This is a genomic window from Paenibacillus sp. FSL M7-0134 (assembly GCF_038007865.1).
Lineage (GTDB): Bacteria > Bacillota > Bacilli > Paenibacillales > Paenibacillaceae > Paenibacillus > Paenibacillus polymyxa_B.
Genome location: NZ_JBBOXV010000001.1, coordinates 2,050,725 through 2,075,627 on the forward strand (window position 1 = coordinate 2,050,725; position 24,903 = coordinate 2,075,627).

Consider the following 24,903-nt stretch of genomic DNA (forward strand, 5'->3'; position numbering starts at 1 on the left):
TTATGTAGGCATATCCGTTTTTATTTGGGAGGAACGCAGGTGAACGCCTTGTTGGAAATGCTGATGCAGCTATTTGAGCGCGCAGCGTTGTTACTGATTTGTTTATTTTTTATTACACGTATCCCGCGCTTTAAGGAAACCTTGCAAAAGAACAGCCATTCTCCGGCAGAGCTGGCCATATTAACATTGATCTTTTGTATGTTTGCGCTGTTCGGCACCTACACCGGGATTGAAGTCGAAGGTTCGCTTGTTAACGTTCGAATCATTGCAATTATGGCGGGCGGTATTTTGTTCGGACCATGGGTTGGGATCGTTACAGGTATTGTATCAGGTATCCATCGTTATCTAATTGATATCGGGGGAGTGACCTCGATTCCGTGTCTGATTACGAGTATTTTGGCAGGTGTGGTGTCAGGATACATCGGCCGCCGGGTCAACCGTTCCAAGAGATGGCTAGTCGGTATCGCCGCAGGTATGGTCTGCGAAGCATTGACGATGCTGCTCATTCTGGTGATGGCACAACCCCATAACCTTGGAGTGGACATCGTTTCCAAGATTGGTCTACCGATGATTATCGGAGAAGTCAGTATCGGTTTAATCGTTCTGTTGATCCAGAGTGTGGAGGGGGAAAAGGAGAATATCGCGGCCAGACAGGCCAAGCTGGCGCTGGATATTGCCAATAAGACGTTGCCTTATTTTCGCTCCATTAATGCGGAATCCTTGCATACCATTTGTTCGATCATAAAAGAAGATATCAAGGCAGACGCGGTGGCGATTACGGATACCAGAGATGTGCTGGCCTATGTCGGTTTTGGCGAAGAGCGTTATCACATCGGAGATGAGATCATTAGCGATGTGACTAAATCGACGATCAGCAGCGGTAAAATCACGATCCGCAACCATATTGCAGACGATAAAACACCCCAAATCCAGTCTCTGCTCATTATCCCGTTAGAGGAGCGGGGAGAAGTAACCGGAACGTTGAAGATTTATTATCGCAAAGCTTATAAAATTACGTATCCGTTGCAGACGATGGCGATTGGCTTGTCTCAAATCATTTCCACGTTAATGGAAGTGTCACGTGTGGAGCAAATTAAGGAAGCAGCGAATAAAGCCGAGCTAAAGGCGCTCCAAACGAAAATTAATCCCCATTTTCTGTTTAACGCGCTGAACGCCATTGCCTCTACGACACGCACCAAGCCGGATAAGGCACGAGAGCTGATCATTAATTTATCAGGCTATCTGCGCTATAATTTGGAGCTGAATGATGATTTGATCGAAATTCATAAGGAGCTTCAGCAGGTGTCTGATTACGTGGAAATTGAAAAAGCACGCTTCGGCAACCGACTTCAGGTAGAGTATGTAATGGATGAGGTGTCTGTGCGTATTCCAAGTCTTATTATCCAGCCCCTGGTTGAGAATGCGATTAATCACGGAATCCTCAAGAAAAAGGGGACAGGTACAGTAACTATTTCTGTAAAGGATCGTGGAGAAATGGTGCGTATTTCTGTAGCAGATACCGGGGTAGGTATACGGGATGATGTTGTGGATAACCTGTATCATGATCGGGTTCCGGCTAAACAGATCGGCTTGTACAATGTGCACAGACGACTCAAGCTTATGTACGGCGAAGGAGTTATTATTCTGAAGCATGAACCGGGCACCGAAGTCTATTTTGACATACCAAAGGAGAAGTCATGAAGGCCATAATTGTAGAAGACGAGCTTCCGGCGCGTGAAGAGCTGGAGTATCTTATTCAGACTCATAGCAACATTGAGGTGACCGATAGTTTCGAGGATGGGCTAGATGTTTTTCGGTTTCTGCAAGATCAGGAGACGGACGCGATCTTTCTGGACATTAACATTCCTTCATTGGACGGGATGCTGCTGGCACAGAACATTAGCAAATTTGCCAAAAAGCCCTATATTATTTTTACGACCGCCTATAAAGAACATGCGGCGCAGGCTTTTGAACTGGAGGCGTTCGACTACATCCTCAAACCATATGACGAAAAACGGATCGCATCTATGCTACGCAAGCTGGAAAATGCTTATGAGCAGCAGAATGTTCCAATACAGGAGCCTGTCCAGACTGCACAATCCCGAGCTGCTGAAGCCAGTACTGTTGCTGCGCCAGGTCGTATTAATTTGTTGAAAAATGACAAAATCATTGTGACGGATGCGAACGATATTTACTATGCGTGTGCGCAGGAAAAGGTGACCCGTGTCTTTACAAGGCACGAAGAATATACGATGCCGATGAGCATTTCGGAATTTCATGCCCGGCTGCCGCAGCAGGACTTTTTCCGCTGTCACCGTTCATACACGGTGAATCTATCGCAGATCCGTGAAATTGTACCTTGGTTCAACCATACGTATCTCCTGCGTTTGCGTGGACTAGAAGCAGAGATTCCTGTGAGCCGTAGTAAAGCCAAGGAATTCCGGCAAATTATGCGACTTTAAAGGCATTTCATTCCGCTATATGTGCATTTCATTCCTCAAACGATTTCTGGCTAACATGCAGGGTTATAATAATCGATGTAGAGAGAATCCTTACAGACTTGCTCCTCCACAGGCGCAAAGCGTACTGGATTCCCGGTTATCATGATAACAAACTGACGCTGTAGAGCCGGAATGAAAAGAGGAGATTTATATGAAAACAAACAGCGGAAATCGTTGGCTTGTCGTGCTTGGAACGATAATTGTCCAGATGGGATTAGGAACCATTTACACATGGAGTTTATTTAATCAACCGTTGGTGGACCGCTTTGGCTGGAATCTCAGTTCGGTTGCCATTACATTTTCAATTACCAGTTTTGCACTGGCGTTGGCTACATTATTCGCAGGCAAACTACAGGATAAATGGGGACTACGTCGTTTGATTTTGTGTGCAGGTGTCGTGTTAGGAGCAGGGCTCATGCTCAGTTCGCAGGTAACATCGCTGTCCCTGCTTTACATTTTGGCGGGTATTGTCGTAGGTTTTGCGGATGGAACGGCATATATTACATCACTGTCGAATCTGATTAAATGGTTTCCTGAGAAAAAAGGACTTATTTCCGGTATTTCGGTTGGGGCATATGGAACAGGCAGTCTTATATTCAAGTATATTAATGGTTCGTTGATTCAGTCCGTTGGAGTATCACAAGCGTTTTTATATTGGGGAATGATCGTGCTGATTATGATTGTGGGTGGTTCTTTCCTGGTAAGAGAAGCTGTAGTCGTGAACAAGCCTTCGGTACAAAATGGGGTTGTACAGCGAGATTACACCGTCAAAGAAATGCTGCGCACCAAGCAGGCATATCTGTTGTTCGTAATGTTCTTTACCGCTTGTATGAGTGGTCTCTACCTGATTGGGGTAGTCAAAGATATCGGCGTACGGATGGCCGGCCTAGATGTAGCAACAGCTGCTAATGCGGTCGCTATGGTCGCAATTTTCAACACGGCGGGCCGGATCATACTGGGTGCACTATCGGATAAAGTAGGTCGTCTGAAAGTAGTAGCGGGTGCGTTGCTGACAACGGCGGTCGCAGTCACAGTGCTGAGTCTGGTACCGCTGAATTATGGTTTATTCTTTGCCTGTGTAGCAGGAATTGCTTTTTGCTTCGGCGGCAACATTACAGTCTTTCCTGCCATTGTAGCTGATTTCTTCGGTCTGAAAAATCAAAGCAAAAACTATGGTATTGTGTATCAAGGCTTTGGCCTCGGTGCGCTGGCGGGGTCATTTATTGCAGCCTTGCTCGGTGGATTCATCCCGACCTTTACCACGATTGCTGTGCTGTGTGTCGTATCGTTCCTAATTGCCCTCACCATTCGCACTCCAGAACAAGGCAAAGGCAAACTGCGCAGTGAACGGAAGAAAAATACGAACAGTGTGCGCAGCATGAAGCCCGGAACGAAACTGGGTTAAACGATTTGAGAAAAAAGAACCAGATGAATGCCAAAAGACCTGTCATCATTTCTCTAAGGGAGATTATGGCAGGTTATTTGTTTTTCCAATAATCTATTTTACGGTATAATAAAAAGATGTGTAATAAGCCGATATATACAAAAGACATAAGCTAAGAACCTGACAGGAGGACGAGTCATGATCGTGGATACAAGCGGGAATCTGCTTGCCCGCAATACGAAGCTGCGAAATACATATCAAATTCGAAGCGCCTTGTCCCGCAGTGAGCTGGCCATCGTGTATACGGCAAGGCTGTTGGATAACCGAGAAAAGGTCATTGTGAAGGAATTTTTTCCGAATGTACTGGCTTTGCGGGGGATGGATCGAAAAACGGTCACTTGCGGTGCTTCTATGCAATCCAAATACGTGGAGTTTATGCATTATTTTTTGCGTGAAGGGCAAATGTTGAAGGAGTTAAGTCATCCGGGAATTGTCGGTTATATAGATCACTTTGAGGAAAATGGAACTGCCTATCTGGTCATGGAATACTGTGCAGGCAAGACACTGGATCGAATGATGAAAGAAGAGGCTGTGCCAACGTATGATCCCACTTTTTTGTACCATACGCTGCTACCTTTAATTGATGCCATGGAGTACATTCATGACAAAGGAATTATTCATCGGGATATTAAGCCGGGCAACATTATGATTGGGGAAAATGGCAACATCAAGCTGATTGATTTTGGTTCGGCTGTGCATTTTGAAGGCAAAGAGCATCCGATCTTCACCACGGCGGGCTATTCTCCACTGGAATTTTACTCTAATCGTTCGCAGCAGGGACCTGTATCGGATATCTATAGTTTGGCCGCCACGCTGTATTATTGCCGAAAAGGAACACCTCCGCCAGATGTGCCAGGCCGATTGTTTGCAGATCATTCCGAGCGGATTCAGATTAAAAATGCGGGACTTTCTCTGTTGCCGTATGTCATTCGGCGTGGTCTGGAGGTACAGGCTAACAAGCGTTGCCGCTCACTTCGATGGTTTAAAGCCGCACTACGTGCGGAATATTGGATAAAAAAAGGGAAGCGCCCTACTCTTACGGTTCGTTAATCGTAAGAGACGGTGCTTCTCTTTTTTACGTTGTGACGGACATTATCCTGTCGGAGCTTGGATATGGTCGGTGTACACTGAAGTATTCGGTTTAATCGCTTTGTATCGCAGCTCGATTTCAGTCACACCATCCTCGAATGTAATGTACAGTTTGTCGCTGTACTCCATGACCGCTTTTTTGTTGCGGGCTAATCTGATCTTTCCATGCTGTAAGGCACAGCGTGTATCATGTTTCACGATTAGGCTCCCTTTTTTGCCTGCGGAAAATAGAATCCGTTCCGCTTCTGGCAACGGTTCGTGAACGTCAAGCGTACGGAACAACTCCTGTAAGCTGACCTTACGACCCGGAAAGGAGGTGAGCGGCCAAGATTTTACCGGAATCTCCTGTCCACTTGCTGTAGCGAGAAAATATCCTTCGATTCTTCCGGCAAACTGCGGCTTCGGCCGCAAGAACCAATACAGAAAAGCGGCTACCACGACACTGATGGATACCGTCCATTTAATGGCTGTATACCGGGATTGTACGGAAACGGTTAGTGTAGCGCTGCTGGATGCGCCTTCCGGATCGGTAGCGGTAATCTTTAGCTGAGTGTCACCTGTGTGGAGCTCGGATAGCAGCAGATCATTACCGTTAATCTCAGCATGGACCGCATCCCCAGAGGCTTCTGAATCCAGCTTATAGTTCAGCTTGTCATGATTCGGGTCAATGATAAAATCCGATAAACTTCGACGGGAATCGCCGTCTTCTTTTACCAGGCGAATCGTCAGGTCTTTCAAGACTTGTGGCGCTGCATTGGCCGCGTGAACTTTATGTACAGTTCCCTTACGGTACCATTGCGGACTATCCAGGGATAGCTGCCATGTATAATCCCCGGTTTGAGGGAACGCATATTCGGTATGGAAGGCTCCTGACTTATAGGTCATAGGCACCTTTTTGGCTGTGCCCCCCTTTGGAGTAACTATAATATGGGCTTGGAGAGACGTATATACGGCTTCATCCGTAAGCTTTTGACTGTTGGGTAACAGGAGCTGAGCTTGAAACGGTGTGGCTTGACCTTTCAGCAACTGCACAGGCTTGTCGCCATGAGTTGCCGTTGCTTGCTTTCCTCCCATGGTAGCTTCGGCTTCCAGTCGATAGCTGCCAAGTAAATTAATTTTTACCAAATCCCCGCGTATGCCCCGTAGTTTCAACTTCACTTTACCTGCCTGTGGATGCTCGATTTTTAAAATCGCATATCGGCTCGACTTGTACCTGCGGACATTTTCTGAATTGGAATATAGCTGTGTTTCCAGAAGGGGATGCTCCGACAAAAGCACCAGATTGGCTTCCTCCATACTAGAATCAGGTAGAGTTACAGTTAATTCTTGCATCTCGCCAGTGGTCGTAATTGCAGCAATTGGAACGAGCTTGGAGCGAATTTGACTGGCGAAAATACGGTTCAGAATTTCCGGCAGATCCTCGGCACTACTCGTAATAAAAGAAGCTCCACCCGTTTGAGAAGCGATCCGTTCGAGTTCTTGTCGGTTCACTGTGCCATCATGGTTCAGACCAATCGTGTACACCGGATATCCCTTGGTCTGTGCAGATTTGATGACAGAGGACACATCGTTATTGGAGTCACCTTTAGATCGGGAACCAGAGGAGGCACCAAAATCAGTCTCTCCATCTGACAATAGAATCATAAAAGGCTGACGCCCTTGGGATGCTCCTGCCGCTAGTAGCTCCGAGCCTTTGCGCAACCCAAGTCCCAAATCCGTATAACCGGAACGGTTTAGCGTTCTGATATCCTGCTGGATTTGGGATTTTTGCGCTGCCACGGCAATCGAAGTCAGTGGTTTCGAGGCGACCACGTTGTGATTGTAGGCAACGAATCCTACGCGTGTGCGGTCTGCATCACTCAAATCCATAAACATATTGATGACTTCGGCGGCAATGCCCTCAGGATCAGTATCCCTCATGGAATAACTGGTATCCAATACAAAAACGGCATCATAACCCTCGATCGGGACAGCACCCAAAGATGCTGCATTAGCCTGATTTACAGTGCAAATGACCCCATTTAAGCCCATTTGTAAAAATAGTACAAAAGTCATGAAAACAATAATCCCTAGTTTCCTTATTCTGAACATAAGCTCCTCCATCGTCGAGACCAACATGGGGGGATCAACTCTCCTAATCCTTGGGATATAAGGGATAAAGGATCAAAACAGCTGATAAACCTCACATTAGCCATGAATTTGATTCTTTTACGCTTATCAGAAATATCCAATGGACTTCTATCGGTAATTGGGTTCCATTTGTGAATATTTCCCTGAAGAAACAGGTCTAACATATCATGAAAATTACGTATTCACGCATAAAATGAGTCAAAATGCCCTGTTTCAATCTGAGACTACAGAAATTGACAAAACTGAAGGGTACTTTGTATGATAGCTCTCGTATCAACGGCAAAAATTGGGATTGAAGTTAGGAATACGAAATCATAAATTTAAAATTTCTGTGTTATCTGACTTTTTAATTTGAAAAACATCTCATTTGTATGCTTTGCCGTTAAAAGCCGAATAACGCTTCGGACCGATTTTCGAGGTTACATGCCTGTACCGTAAATGTGGTATAAGCTCAATCCTTTGACGAATTTAAATGTTAAGTAGGGGGGAGGAGGCAAAAGAACTAAAAATGAGTATTCGTCCGTTTCAAATTGGACATCCCGTGTCCGTATATGGAGCAATGGACCTATAACTCATACTTTATTCATTTGCCGACAGCGATGGAAATCATTTATCAAACCAACCGTACAATGCTTTTTGAAGAGATTAACCCGGAAAAGCTGGACCTGATCACCATTGTAGGTGATGTGAAGGGTATTGACAGCTTGAGCGATGAAAAGATCAAGGAAATTAATCAGCACCTTCTGGTGCGCAGCTTTGACGAATTTTTGGATAAGTTTTCACCAACCGTGTATTCGTTTTTTAACGCGGCCAATCAAAAAGTCGTCTACACCCTTAAAAAGCCAGAGGGAATTGATGAGGATAGCATTTCTGAAATTCGTGTAAATCAAAGTAATGACTTTCTGAAAATGTTGTTTACGCTCATCGATACCAAGCGCAGTCAAGGAATTACAAATGTAGATTTCAAATTTGAAAATCTGCTGGATATGATTTCACCGAAAAAGGTCATGGATGATATTCGTCAAGTCCGCAAAGAGATTCACTATATGTATGGTGAATACGACAAGCTGGATGATGGCGATCCAAAGAAACTCGACATGGGTGACAAGCTGAATGGAATGTTCGAGGAAGCGAGTCAGAACTATAACAATGTTATGGCTATGCTCCCACTGGCAATTGAGGACATCAAAACCCGCCTTCTGCTCGGTGGCGCCCAAGAGGAAAACTCCGGCGAGCTGATTCAGGTGGGTATGCTCTCCATTGGGGAAAGCGGCGAACTGAAAATTATTGAAGCGCCGAAGAGCGACAGTACTGAGCTGATGTTATTGGATGAGAACAGCACTGGCGATCTCTCCCAAGTATTCGAAGAGGATTATAACTCCATCACAGATACGCCTTCTGACTATGTCAAGGATTTGGTGGTTCGCACGTTTGTGCCACTGCCGGCAGTTCAGACCAAGGTGGATACAGCGGTTGAAGTTCAAAACTACAACACGTATCTGGAGTTCTATAAAAATGCCAAGGACGATTTCGTAAAGGCGGTTAAGCCGCTTGTGGAGAAAATTCTCGGTGTCAAAATGTTCTTCGATCAATATGCAACGAAGAGCAAAGGCATGCTGCCGACAATGCTGGTGGCGAACAACAAGCTGGACATGCTGGTGAAAAGCAGCAATATCCCGCGCCTGGAAACATACCTGAACACTGTGAATGCTAAGAATGAATTCAGCGACACGATCTGGTTCGGTATCGTTCCATCCGTCGAGCTGGAAGCAGCCGGTAAGGTAAAAGTTTCACGTGAACGCTTCAAGGGTAACGAGAAGGTCGTTAAGCAGGGCGGAAATTCTATGGAATCGCTCTCGATGCTGCTGCAAGTCGTGAAGGATTACAAAATTCAAATGTTCTTTAACTTTGAATCCGGTGAAGAAACGACTTTCAACAGTATGGCGACAGCAGGTATCGACAAATATGTCGATAAATGTGCCAGTCTCGTTCGCAGAGAATATAGCGAATTTGCCATTCCTTGTGTACCGAACTTTACGATTATTCCGAAGGACAAATCGGGGGTCATTATCGACAGCAAAATGCTACAGACCGAAGACGGTGTACAGCTCTCTAAGGAGAAAGAGGATATTCTCAAGCTGTGGATCGAGGGCGTTTATGTGGGTGCAGCCTATGTTGCCGCCGGCTTGGTCGCTTCCTATCAGTGTCCTGAATACCTGCGTGAGACGTTCAAAACGGTCAATAAGAACTTCCCTGGCGTACGCTTCGACATTGAAGCGGGAGACAACAGTCTGCGCACGGTGACGACGATGGCCAAGGAAATCACCGGTTTCACCAACACGATCAAGGATGCCATCAACCGTAAAAACTTCGGCTTTGTATTCTCGTCGGAGAATGCTCAGATTCAGGATAAGGATATCCGCCGGATTACCGTCTACAAGGCGAGAAGCATGGCGATGTCCGAGGACGGTTTTGACTCCATCTACAAGACGCTGGTCAGCACGTACATTGAACGTATTTTGCGCTACCAGACAGGGGACTTCAAACACGAAAATATCGTCCGCTTCTTCAGTAACAATCCGAGCAGTCAGAAGAGCAAGTGGCTGAGCAGCAGAGGATCTGTTAACTCGATCATTCAGGACGGAGACGATATGAGCTTCATTATTGATGAGAAAAGCAATATGTGCCATATCGATCTGGTCTTCAACGGTAATGTGAAGAACCTGGAAGTCATGATCACTAAGGGAACCAGCTCGGTCAAATCATGATCCGAGCACTACGAAAGATGTTAGAGGTGTTTCTATCCAGAACCGCCTTTATACATAAATCGCGGAGAAGCTCTGCATCTCCCGCCATCATATTACCTAATTTCAAGGAGGCAACACACATGGGATTCAGATTGAAAGTAGAAGGACAAGAAACAATCGAGCTGGGCTTGGATAACATCCAAACGGTTATTTATGACACCGATACACCGGACGATTCCAATGCACGCTCCACTGACGTAGGCTCCACGCTGCGCATCAGCGGCAAAATCATCACAGCAGTAGATGGTGACAGCGCGGATGACACGCTGAAACTGGCTCTGTGGTCTCTGGTTCCTGCTGAAAAAGCAGACAGCTACCGTAAAGTAACACTGGAAGTTATCGCAGCTGATCAAGTTGTGCGTAAAATCCACTTCCCGAATGCTTTCGTTGTAGACTACAACGAGCACTTCGGCGACACAGAAGGTGTAGGTGCATTTACACTCTACATCAAACAAAAGAAAGACAAAACCGAGCTGGCTACAATCGACGGCGGATATCCGGTTTAAGCTTAACGTCTTCACGTTAAGTGCAGCTTAAACACACACTCACCCGGCACACAAGTGCAGGGTGGATAAATATTAAGAGGCCTACGGGTCTCTTAATATTTATTTTTTTCGGAGAGGGGAACATCACACAATGACCAACTACTATGAGCTGCTCGGTGTCAGCCGGGATGCTTCGGAGGCAGAGATTAAGCAGGCTTACCGTAAACTGGCCAAAAAGTATCATCCTGATACCAACCAGGGAAGCGAGGAAGCAACGCGCAAGTTCAAGCTAATTCACGAGGCTTACAATACCTTGCGTGACGAAGCATTGCGGCAGGCATACGATGCCGAGCTCATCCGAAAAACTGAGGGAGCTGGCGGGGAACAGCGAGAGAGAGGCAGAGGGGCTGCATCCTCCGGCGGTGCGCGTACGGCAGCCAAAGGATTCAATCCAGCTGATATAGGAACTGATTTTGAGCAATTTTTTGGTTTTCATCCGAAAACGAAGGAGGGCTCACCAGGGAAAAAAACGAAAAAAACCGGTGATCCGACGGATACCTCAGCGATGTTTAACCAATTTTTCGGTATTCGTAAAAAGTGATGATTTCAGGATAGAAATGGGGGAAGCAAGCAGTGAAAACGGCGCAGAACAGATGGGTTTTCATCATAGATGTTGCCATGTTCGGGCTGATGCTGGCGATCGCCTTTTATGTGTTTAATCGTACAGGCTACAGCGGTTTGAAAACCGTGGTCGCGATAGGTATTGGAATCGGCGTGCTTGTATACATATTGCGCAATCTGGTGTCCGTTGTACCCGTGGCCAAGCCAAAGGCACAACGTCATCGGATTGCCAAGCTGGTGTTGATTGATGAAGAGGGCGAGTCCATTAAAGAATGGTATATCGAAGGCGAAACGTCGCTCTTAATCGGTAAAACAACGTCACGTTCAGAGGCGGATATTGATTTGGTAGGTACAGACTATGCCTCCCTGGTAAGTGTGGAGCATGCGGTACTTAACCGGGTGAACAGCGACTGGTTTGTGGAGGATGTGGATTCCGGTAATGGTACAGGCTTGCGGTCTGCCAACGAAAGTGTAACCAAGAAGTTGGAAAGCGGTGAGCCATACCGGATTTACTCAGGTGACTTATTATATATTGCCAATACGAGACTGCTCGTTAAATAGATGAGGATGCTGCAAAATCCTTAGATCGCTGAAAAGACAATTATGACAATGGGGGAAGGAACCGACTATGAGTTTGACAAGATGCCCGAACGGACACATGTTCAGTACACGAAAGCACGGAAATACGTGTCCATATTGCAACACGGTAGTAAATGTAGCTGCACCCAAGAGCGTAGAGCCAGCAGCAGCGAAAACAAACGTCGCAGGAGATAACGACAAAACAATGCCTTATTTGGGTGAGACAGTAGGCATTCATCCAGTAACTGGATGGCTGGTATGCATCGAAGGAGCACAGGTGGGTCAAGATTATCGCATTATGGCGGAGAAAAACTTTATCGGGCGCGCAGAGGAAATGCATGTCCGCATTATCGGGGACAACACGATTTCCCGTAGAAATCATGCGGTCATTGTGTATGATCCGAAGAAACGTAACTTTTACTTGCTGCCAGGCGATTCATCAGGTTTGGCGTACCACAATAACGAAGCGGTATATTCACCAGCAGAGCTGGCTGCCTATGACGTGATTCAGCTGGGACACAGCAAATTTATCTTTATCCCGCTGTGTGGCGCCCATTTTGAGTGGGATAACGAAAACTAGGACGGAATTGGGCAATGGTGCAGGGAGGTAACGATATGCAGCCTTATTTTGTTGTAAGTGGAGCTGCGGTACTATTCGCTGTTCTGCTCATGATCCGTATACGACTGACGCGAATTTCCGGCAGCCGTACCGTGAGTGGAATTGAGATCGGAAATGGTCAAACGATCGGGAGCCGGAGCGAGCAGGATGATTATTTCTCCAGTATGACGACACCTGTCGGTACGCTGGCTGTTGTCGCAGACGGTATTAGCGGACTGGCCAATGGACGTATGTCCAGTACCTTGGCTGTGACGACTTTTACGAAGGCGTTTGCCAAGCTGGAAGATGCAACGAATTTGAACGGATATTTTGCAGAGGCGGCAACTCAAAGCAATCGCGGCATTTTGCAAAATTTGAATGGACAGGGCGGAGGAACGACGCTGGCTGCGGTCATTGTGTGCGGCTATCAGCTGTATTACGGAGCGGTGGGCGACAGCCTGATTACGATTTACCGCAATGGTCATTTCCAAACAGTCAATTCCAAGCATACAGCGGAAACACTGCTGGAGGAACGAGTGCTTGCTGGACAAATGACCTCGGAGGAAGCCAAAACGAGTCCAGTGCGTAATCAACTGGTCAACTACTTGGGCTATGAGGGCTTTGAGAGCATGGAGCTGGGTAGTGCACCGATTCGTCTGTATTCGGGCGATCATGTGCTGCTGTGCAGCGATGGCATTCAGGAGGCGCTGACGGAGATTGAACTGGAAGAGATTATGCGCAAGGGTGGAACACCACAGGAAACAGCGGATGCCATGATTGACGCCATTAATGATAAGGGCTTTAAAAGTCAGGATAATGCAACAGTACTTATTTTGGCGATAGGATGAAACAAGAAAGACGGGGGTAGCGATGCGCAAGGACAACAGCGATTTTAGTACCGCCTTTGTGTCGGAAGCGGGCTCTTACATAGACAACCGGGACTATTTTGCATTCATGGAGACGGACGACATGGCCTGTTATGTCCTCGCAGACGGTCTGGATTCGGATCAGGAGCTGCGCAGCGCAGAAATGGTTGTCAAAACGGTGCTGGAAAACTTCATGGAGAAGCCTTCCATGTCCAAACGGCGCTTGATGAGAGATCTGCGTGAAGCGCAGGATTGGCTGCAATTTGAAAGCCGTCGTGTTCGGCTCAAAGCCAGTCTGCTGATGGTAGTGACCAACTACAACAAAATGGTGTATGTTTCGTGCGGTAATGTGCGACTATATCATTTTCGCAATGGAAGGCTTAATTTTCGCAGTAAGGATCATAGCCTGGCTCAGTCATTGGCAGATGATGGACGCATTCCAGACGAAGCGACCAGCACACATGAGGAACGAGGCAATCTGCTGGAATACTTGGGAAATCCCAATGGAGTTCATGCCCATTACGCCAAAAAGACGCAGCTTGCAGATGGAGATGTAATCCTGCTCGCTACGTCAGGGATGTGGGAGGACGTCGAGTTGGCGGAAATGCTGGGGGCACTAGAGGAAGCGAAGGACCCGGTCATGCTGACGGATACATTGGAAGAGGTTCTGCTAAGCAAACAGCACCGGACGGTGAATAATTACACGGCAGCGGCCATTTATGTAAATAAAGTTTTTCAGGAAAAGCCTAAAAACCGCCGTAAGCTGATCAAACGGATTTTGATTGCGTTGCTTGTCTTTATTGTTGTGGGCGGGGGAGCATGGATTACGCTGGCTCGTATGGCTGCGAATAAGGCAGCTGCACTGGAAACGATGATCGAATCAGCCCAAGCCGCAGACGATTATGCAAGGACAGGAGATTATGCGAAGGCGCTTAAGTCCTACAGCGAAGCGAAAAACGCGGCGGTTAAAATTAACGATAAGATTCATAAGCGACTGTATACAGCCGAACAGAAACTATCTCAATTGCTGGTGGACGGAGACGGCTACGTGGAAAAGGCGGACTTTACCAAAGCTGAAGCCAGTTACGAGAAAGCACGGAAAAGCGCCGGGCTATATCCACCGTTTAATGTGAAGGATATTGAGCATAAAATCGATCAATTGGACAGCTATGCCGAGACAGCGAGCTGGATGAAGGACGGAGATTTAAAATTTCAGGGCGGCGATTACACGAATGCGCTTAAGCTATACAAGAAAGCAAACAAGGCTGCGATGGAATCCGGTTATACGTCCGCGCAAAAAGAACTGGAGAAGAAAATTACCGAGGCCAACGATAAATTGACAGCTATTCAGCAGCAGCTCAAGGAGATTCAAGCTGGAAAACTTCAGGCCAAAGGGGATCGGATGATGAAGGATCTCGATTATGAAGGGGCCATTGATGCCTATAGCGGGGCACAGGAAATTTATCAGGAGATTGATAAGCTCGAAAGTGTTCTGGCATTGGAGCGGAGCATTGCCAAGGCGGAGGAAAAGCAGAGCGCGGAACAGCAGAAAAATGGTCAGCTTCCTGCTGGATTGGGATTGTCTGACGGAGCGTTGAACGACACGGACGCAGGGGACACAGCGGGTGGAGCTTCATCTTCCGCTGCTGCAACCCCTGCTGCAGAATCGCAAACGAAGGCTGCGCCAACGGCTTCAGCGGGAACTACACCCGCGAAGAAGGAAGCCACTTCGGCTGCAAAGAGCATGGGTACAGGCGATGGAACTGCCCCTTCGGCCAAGGTGGATACCAACAAAGAGCAAGGAACTGCTGATTCCGCTTCTAAAGCAGCAGGGGCGTCTGATTCAGAGAACCAAGATCGGGCTGCTGCGAACGGAAGTTAAGTTTTTCATGTTCAATGAAGCTGGAGCCGGAAAGGAGTGAGACGTCGTGAAAGAGCTGGTACAGGACCGTTTGAGCAAGATGGACGATTTAGAGCAGAGACGTTTACTGAAAAATATGATGGCGGGGGTATTTATGAACCTCGTCGAATATCAGGAAGAAATGACCCGCCAGCTAGAACGGCGGGTATTTGAGGAAATTGAGAATACGGAAGAAAAGATTGATGTGTACGTGTCATTGACATCGCGTGAGGACTATGACCCAATTCATGAATTTTTATATCCTGTGTTACCGTCTGATACGGAGGAAAAGCAGATGGACATCAGCCGTGTGGCAGAGGTGGTACGCGAAGGCGGTGCGATGCCGCTGTTTACGCTTTTTCTTGAGATGGAGACCGAACGAATCTCAGCGCTGGTGCGCAGCAAGCGAATTTTCTCAGGAATGTTGGTCACGGAAACCGGCAATTATCCGATTCGTTTTCGTCTGGAGCATAACCGTTCTTATATTTTGGAGATTGAGCAGTTATATCATACCTTTATGCAAAATGGCATGCCGTGGAAAACAATTAATCACCCATACGCTTATAAGTTTGTGGACTGTGTATTGATTGGTGGAGACGGCGAGCCGGCTGCCCATGAAGAAATTCATGAAATTACAATTTCATTGGAGGAATTCGATGTTTTTAAGAAGGGCGACGTTTTTCCTCTTTGGAACATTGAAAGGCTATCTCTAAAGAACAGCGGTTTTCCTATACCCGCTATGGATCGTGTGAATTATGAGCATGTGCTGCCTTTGCGAAAAACAGGTCCTGAGCATGGTTATTTGATTGACGGGACTGAAGGTGATATCCGGTATATCAAGCGTACAGAAGAGGAACTGACGATTGTCACACCACGTGATAAGTCTGGCGAATGGAATGTGTTGAAGGTTACGAAGCCTGTTACAACGAGACTTAGTCGTCAGACTTATCCGTTATTGTCCAATCGGCGACAGGACAGCTTTTTGGGCCGCTATGCAGGAAAACAGGCCGTGATTGTCCGTGCCAAAGCGGAAATCATGCGCATCGTAAACTCGTTTGAAGCAGCGCAGGGGCTGGAGCTGGAACGTGTGGACATCTGGGGAGGTGCAGGGAGAAATGATGTAAGCAACCTGTTAACCAAAACCCAGACGTATCCATTAAATCCGTTTGTCAGCGATAACGTACGGACAGAGGAAGGCAAGCAGATCATGCGTTTGGGGTTCAGACGTGGTTCTGACGATGTTTTGCCCACCACGCCTGCTTATATTTTATCCGATTTAATGAGCTTTCTGGTATCGGAAGTGCAGATGTATTTTCCGGAGTACAAGTGTGAAGGAGAATGGGTGTGAATTACGTCTGGGATTTGCTCATGCGCGCGAGGGAACAGGGGCTGGATGTAGATAAATTCCGCTTCGTACCCGCTGTCAGCTACTCTCCGTATATGGAGCTTAGTCTGGCAGAGTTGAATACTTCCCATTTGGAGCAGGTAGTGGAAATAAATCCGTACTACCGCTTTTATTCTATTTTTCGGGATCTGTTTCCACCGGATGCTGAAGAGTATCTGGAGCTGAGAGAATCGCTATTTGATATTATGATGCATTTTCTGGCGGAAATGGACTTGTATCAAGGGATGAATCGGCGGGAGTACCATATCCGGTTTGTTCGGTGTGATATTGCAGAGGGCATTTTTGGCCCGAAGGTAAAGGAAGGCTTTGGACAATTAAACCGTGAGGATCAGGACGCGATTGCTGAAGGACTGCTGCGGCTGTATGAGACGGGAGAAGCCGTACATCTGCTAAAAGAAACGATGCGGCGCGTCTTTCATCGCTCAATCATTTACACCAATTGTGAGGAAAAAGACGAACTGCTCATCTATATCGGCCAAGAGGAGACGCCGTTGTCACGGATTAAAGTGGATTTGATTCTGGATTTGTTTCTTCCGGCACGTTTTACGACGGAATTGTATTGGACAAGTCATTTCGGCATTTTAGAGGAAGATCCTACGATGAAAATAGACGCTATCGCCCTCTATTAAGGCTAAATGGCTAAGAAAGGACATGTGAACGATGAACGGACCCTATACATACAGGTTGCTAGACCCGCTCACCGATCGAAAAAGCATACGCTTCACGGCGAAATACACGCGGGCGGAATTGGAACAAATGACGACCTTTCAGTTACGCGGAATATGCGATAAGGAACGACTGGTCGAGGGCTTTGCCAATCGCCTGGCACGTGAAGAATTGATTCGCGTGATTTTGCGTTTTCGGAGCGCGGAAGAGCATTTACTCATCACAAGGCCGAACCCTGGCGGTTTTGAACGCATGGAATCGGCTCTACAGCGAAACTGGAACGACCGTCGGCAGGAGAGCAGCGGTATCCGGGTTCCCGCTAAAATCACGCTGTATCAGGGTGTACGCACAGGTCGCATGGACAACTACCGGATCGAATCCGATTTGCCCTGGCTGAGCTCATCTAATGTGCTGCTGGTGAATACGACAGGAGAACTGTGCGGTGTTTTGAATTTGGTGAAGGATGAGGGACGAACAGGCGTATATTATCTTTCTCGTCATCGCGACGCTGAACTGCGAGAGACGTCCAATCATAGTTATAGCCTGCTATTTCTGCGAAGACAGGAATCAGAATATTTTTATAACCTCTACTATGGAGATAAGCCGATGCTGCCGCTGAAGCTTCAAGGTCACCGGGTTCCGGTGGCAGAGCTGATCATTCGAGGCACGGAAACTACAGATGCGGTACTTGCGATTGATTTTGGCACCTCTAACACCACAGCAGGTGCTTATTTGGATAGTTCCTACGTTACGGCCCCTGATACAGGTATGAGCAGCACGGTAAGGCTGAACGCCATCAATTATGTGTCATTCCCCGGCCCAGAAGGGGCAGAAGGCGACTGGATCGAAGTATTGCCGACTGCTATTCGCGTCGCAGACTGCTCCAATCCAGAACATATCCTTTATGTATTTGGGGAGGATGCACTACGTGGATCTGACGTGGCAGGCAGCCGTGCGACAGTATTACGGGGAATCAAGCGTTGGGTCAACGATTATAAGCGAATCGAGGAATTAATGGATTCCGAAGGGAATACAGCAACTGCTTCCCGCAGCGATATTTTAGCTGCTTTTATCCGTTATGTGATTGCTACAGCCGAGCAGCAATTTAAGTGTCGGTTCCGCAATCTGCACTTTTCTGCTCCGGTCAAGCTGCAGCCCCAGTTTATAGAGATGTTTAGCGATATTTTGCCTGATTACCGGATTGAAGCGGAGGATGCGTTGGACGAAGGGCTGGCGGTGCTGTACAACACGCTGGCAGACCAGATGGAACGAGGGACTTTTGCGGACGGTGAGGAGTATCAGGCACTTGTCATTGATTGTGGTGGAGGCACGACAGATTTGTCTTCCTGCCGATTCCGAATTGAGGACGGACGTATTGCTTACAAGCTGGATATTCACACAACGTATGAAAATGGGGATACCAATTTTGGCGGAAACAATCTGACGTATCGGATTATGCAGTTTATGAAAATTGTATTTGCAGGTTATTATGCTGCGGAGACTCGTTTGCCTGACACCGATATTGATGCCCTGATCGGTATTCCTTCGGGAGATTTGTACCGTCATGTGGATGAGTTTGGTGTAGATGCTGTATATGCGGGACTGGAGGAACGCTACCGTGAGGCAGAGGCCATCTTGCCTACCGCGTTCAAACAGTATGAGCATGCTACACGGGATGAATATCAGCGGGTACTGAGTAATTTTCATCTGTTGTGGAGCGCGGCAGAAAATATGAAAAAGGAATTTTTTCTACGTACGGGGATCTTGCGCAGCCGCTTCGAATCCGAGCAGGTATTATCTGCTGAAAGCGACCTGAACATTGCAGTGATGGATCGTTGGCTGGTTTCAGTCATCGAGAACGGACGGTTTCGTGATGAATATGGTTTGCCTGATGTGGTGTTTAACATTCGGGAGATACAGCAACTTCTTAAGGCAGACATCTACAATATTGTGCGCAAGTTTCTGGATGATTTTTATCTGGAGGGGCGCTTGCAGGATTATTCGATTATCAAGCTAACCGGGCAGTCCTGCCGGATTGACGTATTTCGCGAAGCACTCAAGGAATTTGTACCGGGGCGCAGTATTGAGTTTCGTCAAAAGGCAGAGGACCTCAGCCGGGTACCTGAGTTGAAAATGGCCTGTCTGCGTGGGGCTATCCGTTACCTGAACGCTAAAAAAATGGGCACGATTGAGCCTGTCATTACCAATCATATTCCGGCTATTCCGTATACGGTCAGCGCATGGACACATACGGGACGCGAGAAGGAGCTGATTGCGAGTTTGGAGAGCAACCGGGTACGCGGTTCTATTTCCCGGCCGTCTCATGCGGCTGAGGTGGAGTTCTTCCTGACGGCCGACGGTGGCAAGCTGCGTCAGCGCCATGTGTATCGTAGTCGGCCAGAAGCTTTTGAACCCATGCCGTATGAGGAAATTGCCGTGTTGTATGGGCGGGATATCCCGCAAGATGATACGGACTCCATCCGCAATGAGGAAACGAAATATTTTGTTTTTGTCGGGGATAGCCGCTGGGGCTTTTATGTAGTCCCGATTACCCGTCGAGATGAATTGTTGCATCTGGGTCCCAAACGCTTTTTTGCCTTCGAAAATGATCTCTCCGAGCTGGATTTCTTTGACGGCACGAAATAATTGAATAAGAAAAGTAAACACATTTGGAGGGGACAGCATGCTGTATGCGGGTTTTTGGAAACGCACCTTAGCTTATATCATCGATAGTCTTATTCTATGGTTTGTATTTTTAATAATTGGATTGATCTGGATTGTAATTCGGGCCTTAGGGGATTGGGTACCCTCTCCAGCAGAAAGCTCTTTGGTCTCAGACGGATCGCCTTATATTTTTACAATGAAAACAATAGGACAGACCTTGCTGAATTGGGGGGCTATATGGCTATATTATGCGCTTATGGAATCATCCAAATGCAAAGCCACGGTGGGCAAGCTGGCTCTCGGCATCGTTGTGGTAGATGAGTTTAATCACAAGCTCAGCTTTGGACGTGCAAGTGCCCGCTACTGGAGTAAGCTTATATCGGTCATCATTTTGTTCGTCGGCTTTATCATGGCAGCCTTTACGGCGAGAAAACAGGCCCTCCACGATCTAATCGCCCGTACCTATGTTGTGGACAAACGCGAGCTGGACTATATCCTTCGTGAGCAGGCTCAACGGGGAGCCGGGATGTAAAGGTGGATAAATAGATTCTAAGATTATTATGAACCGTAGTTTTCAATCAGGGGGAGCACGATGGATATACGCAGATTTTTAGAAAAGAATATTCGCCTATTTACTGGACTACTTGGAGTAAGTAAAGCTCAACCCATCGATGATGCAGTTCCTGTTCCGCCTCCTGCACCCGGTGTGAATCGGCTATCTGTTCCCCTAAATAAAGAAGAATAGGGAAAGGAGGGGAGTACCATGTTAACGCATATCGTTCCGAAGTTTGAGAAGGGCCGTATTCTTAAAACCGAGATGCTAGAGAACCTGCGAGACTACCCTCGCAGTTTTCTGGATATCCGGTATCAGGATTTTTCGGATGGCATTATTACCGGAATGAACGTAACTGTAGGGGAGTACACGCTGACCATTGGTAGAGGCATCGTGAAGCACAAGGACAGACTATACCTGCTGGAGCAGGAGCAGGAAGTGCCGTATGCGGCCACGGGGCGGCTGTCGGTGTTGAAGCTGCTCTTTTTGGAACAAACAGATCGCCCGGATTTCACAGCCCATCATGCAGATATCGTGCTGGAGGATGAGGCAGAGATCGGTCTGGATGAGATGGAGCTGGGCCGATTCAAGCTCAAAGATGGAGCCGTGCTTCGCTCGGATTATCAGGATTTTGCTGACATGGCTACCGAATTCAATACATGGAGCGATATTTATGCTCCTTTTGCGGGTTTGAAGCAGAGTACATTGCGCCCGGAAACGATGCGCTACTTCGCATCCGAACTGCTTAAAAGTGGTGCCACAGATCCGATGGATTGTATGTTTGCGCTTATGTGCCTGAACCTGGAAGCCGTGGACAGAGAATCTATCCAGCATTACATTGCAAACCGAAATGGTGCGGAATACAGAGATTATTCTCATGCTCAGTTGCATAGACAGCTAGTTCTTATTCTAGAAGGCGCCGGACGTGGAAAACGAACAGCAGGCCGTTGGCAGGGCGGCGGAGCAGGACGGATGATTGTGGATTAGAAAATCAGGTAGAGGAGTGTGCATTATGAAATATGAGGATGAAAAGATTTTGGATCGGCTCCGTGAGATGGAGAAGCTGAAGAGGTCTAACAATATTTTAGCAGGACCCATAATCATTAACGGTCAATCCTATGTGTTTGAAGAGCGATCTTTTTTTGAGGATCGGCTGAAAATGCATGTCCCCTCTATCTTTACTCCAATGCCCAAGCATTTACAAAAGATCAAATATCCTCATGAGCAACGTCCAGAAATGATTTTGACGAATGACTTGGGCAGTGTGGATGTTACCCTGAATCGGGTGGACCAGACGTTACAAGATGAATGGGTGGAGCAGCTCACTTCTGGCATGAAGGCCATGATGAAAAATATGAATCCTGCCCACGTATTTTATGAAGAAAAAATAGAAGAGATACATGGTAAGCAGATTGGCTATTTTGACTTTAAAAGTCCTGCGCTGGACCAGCCCATCTACCACAATATGTTCTACTTTGAGCTGGAAGGAAAGACGGTCATGGGAACATTTTGTTGTCCGTATAAGCAGTATGCTGAATGGCGGGATGTCGCCCTACAGATGATTCGTACCATTCAAACGGTTGACGAGGCAGAAAAGGAGGGATATGAATGAGTAACCCCATTTACACCACAGCAGATGTTCAGGTGGCCCCTTATCAGTTTCAGCGTGTATTAAGTATCCATCTCATTAAACAGTTAAACGAACATGTGAGCTTCTGCATACGTGGAATTGTTTCGGAGGACAAGCTGGATCAATACGTAGAAAAAGCGGATGAAGATGAGCACATCGAAGTCTTTTTAAAGAGTGAAGGCAAGGAGATCCGGTTTTTTCAGGGAATCGTCACGAATATTGCTGTAAAAGCTGTAAACGGAGTACGCGAGCTTACGATTGAGGCTAGCAGTGAAACCTTAATGATGGATATTCGCCCAAAACGTCGTTCATTCCAAAAAACAGGAGAGTCGTATAACAAACTGTTTTCGCATGTTACAAGTTCATATACTGATGCAGAAGTGATTGATGAGGCTTCTCATGGCGCAGCTATCGGTGAATTATTAGTGCAATACAATGAAACGGACTGGGCTTTTGTCAAAAGAATTGCTTCTCGGCTACATGCTGCTTTAATTCCAATTACGATGCAACAAGGACTGAAATATGTGATTGGTGTCCCCCATTCTAGTGCCCCTCAACCGCTGAACGAACATAACTATTCCATAAAAAAAGACTTGAAGGAGCACAAGCTCATGTCCCGCAACGGACTGCCGGAATATGGCGAGTCTAACAGCTTGAGCTATGAAGTGACCAGCAACAAAGTGCTAGAACTCGGTAGTTCCGTCATTTTTCATAAAAGAACTCTTTACATAGCCAAGGCGGAAACGACCACAGAAGGAAATCTGATCGTGAATCGTTACATTTTACGAGATGCACATGGGTTAAAATGCCCAACCGTCTATGCCTATGATCTGTCAGGAGCCTCTCTGTTTGGCAAGGTGATTGATATTTCCAAAGAAAAAGTGAAAATCAAGCTGGAAATTGATCAAGACTCGACTGCATCCGGGGCTATGTGGTTTCCCTATTCTACGGTTTATTCTTCTCCTGATGGCAGCGGCTGGTATGTTATGCCAGAAGCAGGGGATCAAATTCGTCTGTACTTTCCGGATGAACGGGAGCAGCATGCTTTTGCCGCCAGTTCTGTCGATCTTGCCTCCTCTGATCCGGTTAAAAGGAGTGATCCTGCGGTCAAAAGTATCAGCACCAAGTACGGCAAACAAGTCGTTTTCAAGCCTGGTGCAGTAGAAATTATCAACAGTGGGCAAATGCTCATGCGTCTCACGGATGAAGGCGGGATTGAAATTAATAGTAACAAAAAAATAACCCTGTCTGCTCAGGAAGATATCCAAATTACAGGGGGAGCGAAAATTATTATGGAGGGGAAAGAAGGCGTAAGTTTTATTCAATCCGGAGCCAAACTCGACATCATGGACGATGTGAGATTTACCGGGGGTAAGGTGAACATTGAATGAAGCTCATGGATCGGGATGCTGCGTTGCAGGATTTGCTGGAAAAGCACGTATTTACGGAATGGCTACATGATTTGGCACTTATTGAAAACAACTTTCTGGCACGGCAGCAAGCCATTGAAGAGGAGCTTTTAGCAGCTTTAGAGTCGCTATGCCAGCTCGCTACCCTTCAGCACGAGCAAGGTCGCAAGGGGGATATTCGATATATTTATATCTCCTTGCTCAGAACCCGTGTTATGAAAAATAGAGCGGTTTATCGTATAGATGCCTATGATGAGAATTGGTTTCTGGATGAGGCTGAATGCGCTGTGGAATGGTCGGCAAACTTTGTTTTCGAGCCTCTGTTCAATCGCATGGCTAAGCTGGAAAAGCTCAAGTCCGATTATGCCCGTAAGATTACGACGATGGATATTGAGCAAATTCAACAAATTGAAGCGGTTAAATACCATCTGCTCACCGTTGAGTTTCTGAAAAGTCAGATGCCCGCCTTCGTTGCTTCCCCTTCACTAGAAAGGTTGCCGAAAGCTGACATATGCACGATATTTGCCGGAGAGTATCGAGATGATAGCGAAATATTGTGCCGTTTTACGCATAGTGAGGGAGCCGAGACACGAGAGGGGGAATCTTCATGGATTATTTCCTCTTAAAGCAGGATGTGCGGTATACCAATGTTCCTACGCTACAAAAGGTGATGGAAACGATTGATCCGTGGAAGCTGTATGATTTGCAGCCGGAGGATATTGTCAAGCCATTGATGTTTCACGTGAAGGCAGATGCAGAAAGTATTTTTATTGATTATTTAGAAGGTCCCATTCCTCTTATTTCAGATGCTTTAAAGCGTCTTGTCCAGGCCTATGTGCCGGAGATGCCTATGAAATTAACGATACTTACTCAGATCGAACAGAGGATACAGAAGAATTACTATATTCCTTTTGTGGAGCGGCTCACAGCTGTACATCCGGAAAGTGAATGGAATTTGGATCAAAGTGTGTTTCGAAAGCTGGTATTACAAGCAGATGCTATTCGGAGCCACAAGATATTTACAATCCAGGAGAGTGCTATCCCGATGATCATTGTCCGTTTAGACGTGGCGGAAAGTATATTGCGGCGTGATTACACAGGGATCGCTTTGGAGCAAGTCGAGGTGAAATAGGGAGGGAAAGGGCACATGTCAGACAATGAGTATTATGTCGTACGGGGGGCCTGTATGCGTTGCACTTGCGGGACCCATCCTCGAAAGATCAACTTGCCGAACAGCCACGGGGCTTTTGTTAATGGTAAACCCATGATGAATGAAGGAGATTATTCTCCTGAAAATGTTCCTCATTTTGGAATTTGTAATAGTCCGGAACAGCCGAGTGCCGAAACTATTTATCTGATCGCCGAAGATGGCTCTACTATTTCTGGAAAGCCATGCCTGCCGATGCTGACGGATAAGTGGAAAAACACAAAAGAACAGACAAAGGTGGAAGGCCAGCCAGCCTTGACGACCTCTTCATTTCAGACTTGTTTATATCATGGATTTATCGAATTTCATACGAATGGCCAGCAGGAGGAGTAGCTGGAAGGGAGGTTTG

Annotated in this window: 23 protein-coding genes; 22 read left to right on the top strand and 1 reads right to left on the bottom strand. The window is 46.8% G+C overall.

Annotation, left to right across the window (positions count from 1 at the left end):
* The first annotated feature begins 39 nt into the window (after window positions 1-39).
* The 4 genes from NSQ58_RS09175 (at window position 40) to NSQ58_RS09190 (ending at window position 4,995) form a co-directional block, all read left to right on the top strand.
* Window positions 40-1,701, top strand: a complete 1,662-nt coding sequence (locus tag NSQ58_RS09175) for a sensor histidine kinase (RefSeq protein WP_341057215.1) — start codon at window positions 40-42, stop codon at window positions 1,699-1,701.
* Complete coding sequence (locus tag NSQ58_RS09180; RefSeq protein ID WP_023989864.1) at window positions 1,698-2,462, top strand: LytR/AlgR family response regulator transcription factor; 765 nt, start codon at window positions 1,698-1,700, stop codon at window positions 2,460-2,462. The genes NSQ58_RS09175 and NSQ58_RS09180 overlap by 4 nt, the downstream gene beginning before the upstream one ends.
* Window positions 2,463-2,652: 190 nt before the next feature.
* Window positions 2,653-3,906 carry an L-lactate MFS transporter gene (locus NSQ58_RS09185; RefSeq protein WP_341057217.1) on the top strand — a complete coding sequence of 418 codons (1,254 nt, stop codon included), beginning with the start codon at window positions 2,653-2,655 and terminating at the stop codon, window positions 3,904-3,906.
* Between the two features lie 177 nt (window positions 3,907-4,083).
* Window positions 4,084-4,995: a serine/threonine protein kinase gene (locus tag NSQ58_RS09190; RefSeq protein WP_341057219.1), complete on the top strand. Its 912-nt coding sequence runs from the start codon at window positions 4,084-4,086 to the stop codon at window positions 4,993-4,995.
* A 42-nt stretch (window positions 4,996-5,037) separates the two neighbouring features.
* Here the strand turns inward: NSQ58_RS09190 and NSQ58_RS09195 are convergent, their stop codons facing one another.
* Window positions 5,038-7,125: a vWA domain-containing protein gene (locus NSQ58_RS09195; RefSeq protein WP_341057221.1), complete on the bottom strand. Its 2,088-nt coding sequence runs from the start codon at window positions 7,123-7,125 to the stop codon at window positions 5,038-5,040.
* 638 nt (window positions 7,126-7,763) lie between these two features.
* On the opposite strand from NSQ58_RS09195, the gene NSQ58_RS09200 reads away from it, so the two are divergent.
* The 18 genes from NSQ58_RS09200 (at window position 7,764) to NSQ58_RS09285 (ending at window position 24,887) form a co-directional block, all read left to right on the top strand.
* Window positions 7,764-9,932 carry a hypothetical protein gene (locus tag NSQ58_RS09200; RefSeq protein WP_023989860.1) on the top strand — a complete coding sequence of 723 codons (2,169 nt, stop codon included), beginning with the start codon at window positions 7,764-7,766 and terminating at the stop codon, window positions 9,930-9,932.
* A gap of 119 nt (window positions 9,933-10,051) precedes the next feature.
* The gene (locus NSQ58_RS09205; RefSeq protein WP_013311475.1) at window positions 10,052-10,477 is read left to right on the top strand and encodes a hypothetical protein; all 426 of its coding nucleotides are present in this window, start codon (window positions 10,052-10,054) and stop codon (window positions 10,475-10,477) included.
* Window positions 10,478-10,607: 130 nt separating this feature from the next.
* Entirely contained in the window at window positions 10,608-11,057 is a 450-nt protein-coding gene (locus NSQ58_RS09210) for a J domain-containing protein (RefSeq protein WP_023989859.1), read from the top strand.
* Between the two features lie 32 nt (window positions 11,058-11,089).
* Window positions 11,090-11,638, top strand: coding sequence for an FHA domain-containing protein (locus NSQ58_RS09215; RefSeq protein ID WP_028542469.1), 549 nt, complete (start codon window positions 11,090-11,092; stop codon window positions 11,636-11,638).
* A gap of 67 nt (window positions 11,639-11,705) precedes the next feature.
* Window positions 11,706-12,236 carry an FHA domain-containing protein gene (locus tag NSQ58_RS09220; protein WP_023989857.1) on the top strand — a complete coding sequence of 177 codons (531 nt, stop codon included), beginning with the start codon at window positions 11,706-11,708 and terminating at the stop codon, window positions 12,234-12,236.
* A 35-nt stretch (window positions 12,237-12,271) separates the two neighbouring features.
* Complete coding sequence (locus NSQ58_RS09225; RefSeq protein WP_023989856.1) at window positions 12,272-13,102, top strand: PP2C family protein-serine/threonine phosphatase; 831 nt, start codon at window positions 12,272-12,274, stop codon at window positions 13,100-13,102.
* A gap of 22 nt (window positions 13,103-13,124) precedes the next feature.
* Window positions 13,125-15,002: a serine/threonine protein phosphatase gene (locus NSQ58_RS09230; RefSeq protein WP_341057224.1), complete on the top strand. Its 1,878-nt coding sequence runs from the start codon at window positions 13,125-13,127 to the stop codon at window positions 15,000-15,002.
* A gap of 46 nt (window positions 15,003-15,048) precedes the next feature.
* The gene (locus NSQ58_RS09235; protein WP_069080329.1) at window positions 15,049-16,368 is read left to right on the top strand and encodes a normocyte-binding protein; all 1,320 of its coding nucleotides are present in this window, start codon (window positions 15,049-15,051) and stop codon (window positions 16,366-16,368) included.
* Window positions 16,365-17,054 (top strand): hypothetical protein, encoded by a 690-nt coding sequence (locus NSQ58_RS09240; protein ID WP_025720815.1) that lies wholly within the window; start codon window positions 16,365-16,367, stop codon window positions 17,052-17,054. Before NSQ58_RS09235 ends, NSQ58_RS09240 begins: the two co-directional genes overlap by 4 nt.
* A gap of 31 nt (window positions 17,055-17,085) precedes the next feature.
* The gene (locus NSQ58_RS09245) at window positions 17,086-19,737 is read left to right on the top strand and encodes a molecular chaperone (RefSeq protein WP_053325936.1); all 2,652 of its coding nucleotides are present in this window, start codon (window positions 17,086-17,088) and stop codon (window positions 19,735-19,737) included.
* Between the two features lie 37 nt (window positions 19,738-19,774).
* Window positions 19,775-20,287, top strand: coding sequence for an RDD family protein (locus NSQ58_RS09250; protein ID WP_068942034.1), 513 nt, complete (start codon window positions 19,775-19,777; stop codon window positions 20,285-20,287).
* A gap of 60 nt (window positions 20,288-20,347) precedes the next feature.
* Window positions 20,348-20,500 carry a hypothetical protein gene (locus tag NSQ58_RS09255; RefSeq protein ID WP_023989850.1) on the top strand — a complete coding sequence of 51 codons (153 nt, stop codon included), beginning with the start codon at window positions 20,348-20,350 and terminating at the stop codon, window positions 20,498-20,500.
* An 18-nt stretch (window positions 20,501-20,518) separates the two neighbouring features.
* Complete coding sequence (locus NSQ58_RS09260) at window positions 20,519-21,295, top strand: hypothetical protein (RefSeq protein ID WP_023989849.1); 777 nt, start codon at window positions 20,519-20,521, stop codon at window positions 21,293-21,295.
* Between the two features lie 25 nt (window positions 21,296-21,320).
* A complete protein-coding gene (locus NSQ58_RS09265; RefSeq protein WP_023989848.1) occupies window positions 21,321-21,920 on the top strand; it encodes a hypothetical protein in 600 nt (199 codons plus the stop codon).
* Window positions 21,917-23,329 (top strand): phage tail protein, encoded by a 1,413-nt coding sequence (locus NSQ58_RS09270; protein ID WP_103744867.1) that lies wholly within the window; start codon window positions 21,917-21,919, stop codon window positions 23,327-23,329. Before NSQ58_RS09265 ends, NSQ58_RS09270 begins: the two co-directional genes overlap by 4 nt.
* Window positions 23,326-23,973, top strand: a complete 648-nt coding sequence (locus NSQ58_RS09275) for a hypothetical protein (RefSeq protein ID WP_023989846.1) — start codon at window positions 23,326-23,328, stop codon at window positions 23,971-23,973. The genes NSQ58_RS09270 and NSQ58_RS09275 overlap by 4 nt, the downstream gene beginning before the upstream one ends.
* Window positions 23,955-24,479 carry a hypothetical protein gene (locus NSQ58_RS09280; protein WP_028542476.1) on the top strand — a complete coding sequence of 175 codons (525 nt, stop codon included), beginning with the start codon at window positions 23,955-23,957 and terminating at the stop codon, window positions 24,477-24,479. The genes NSQ58_RS09275 and NSQ58_RS09280 overlap by 19 nt, the downstream gene beginning before the upstream one ends.
* A 15-nt stretch (window positions 24,480-24,494) precedes the next feature.
* Window positions 24,495-24,887 (top strand): DUF4280 domain-containing protein, encoded by a 393-nt coding sequence (locus NSQ58_RS09285; protein ID WP_023989844.1) that lies wholly within the window; start codon window positions 24,495-24,497, stop codon window positions 24,885-24,887.
* The last annotated feature ends 16 nt before the right edge of the window (window positions 24,888-24,903 follow it).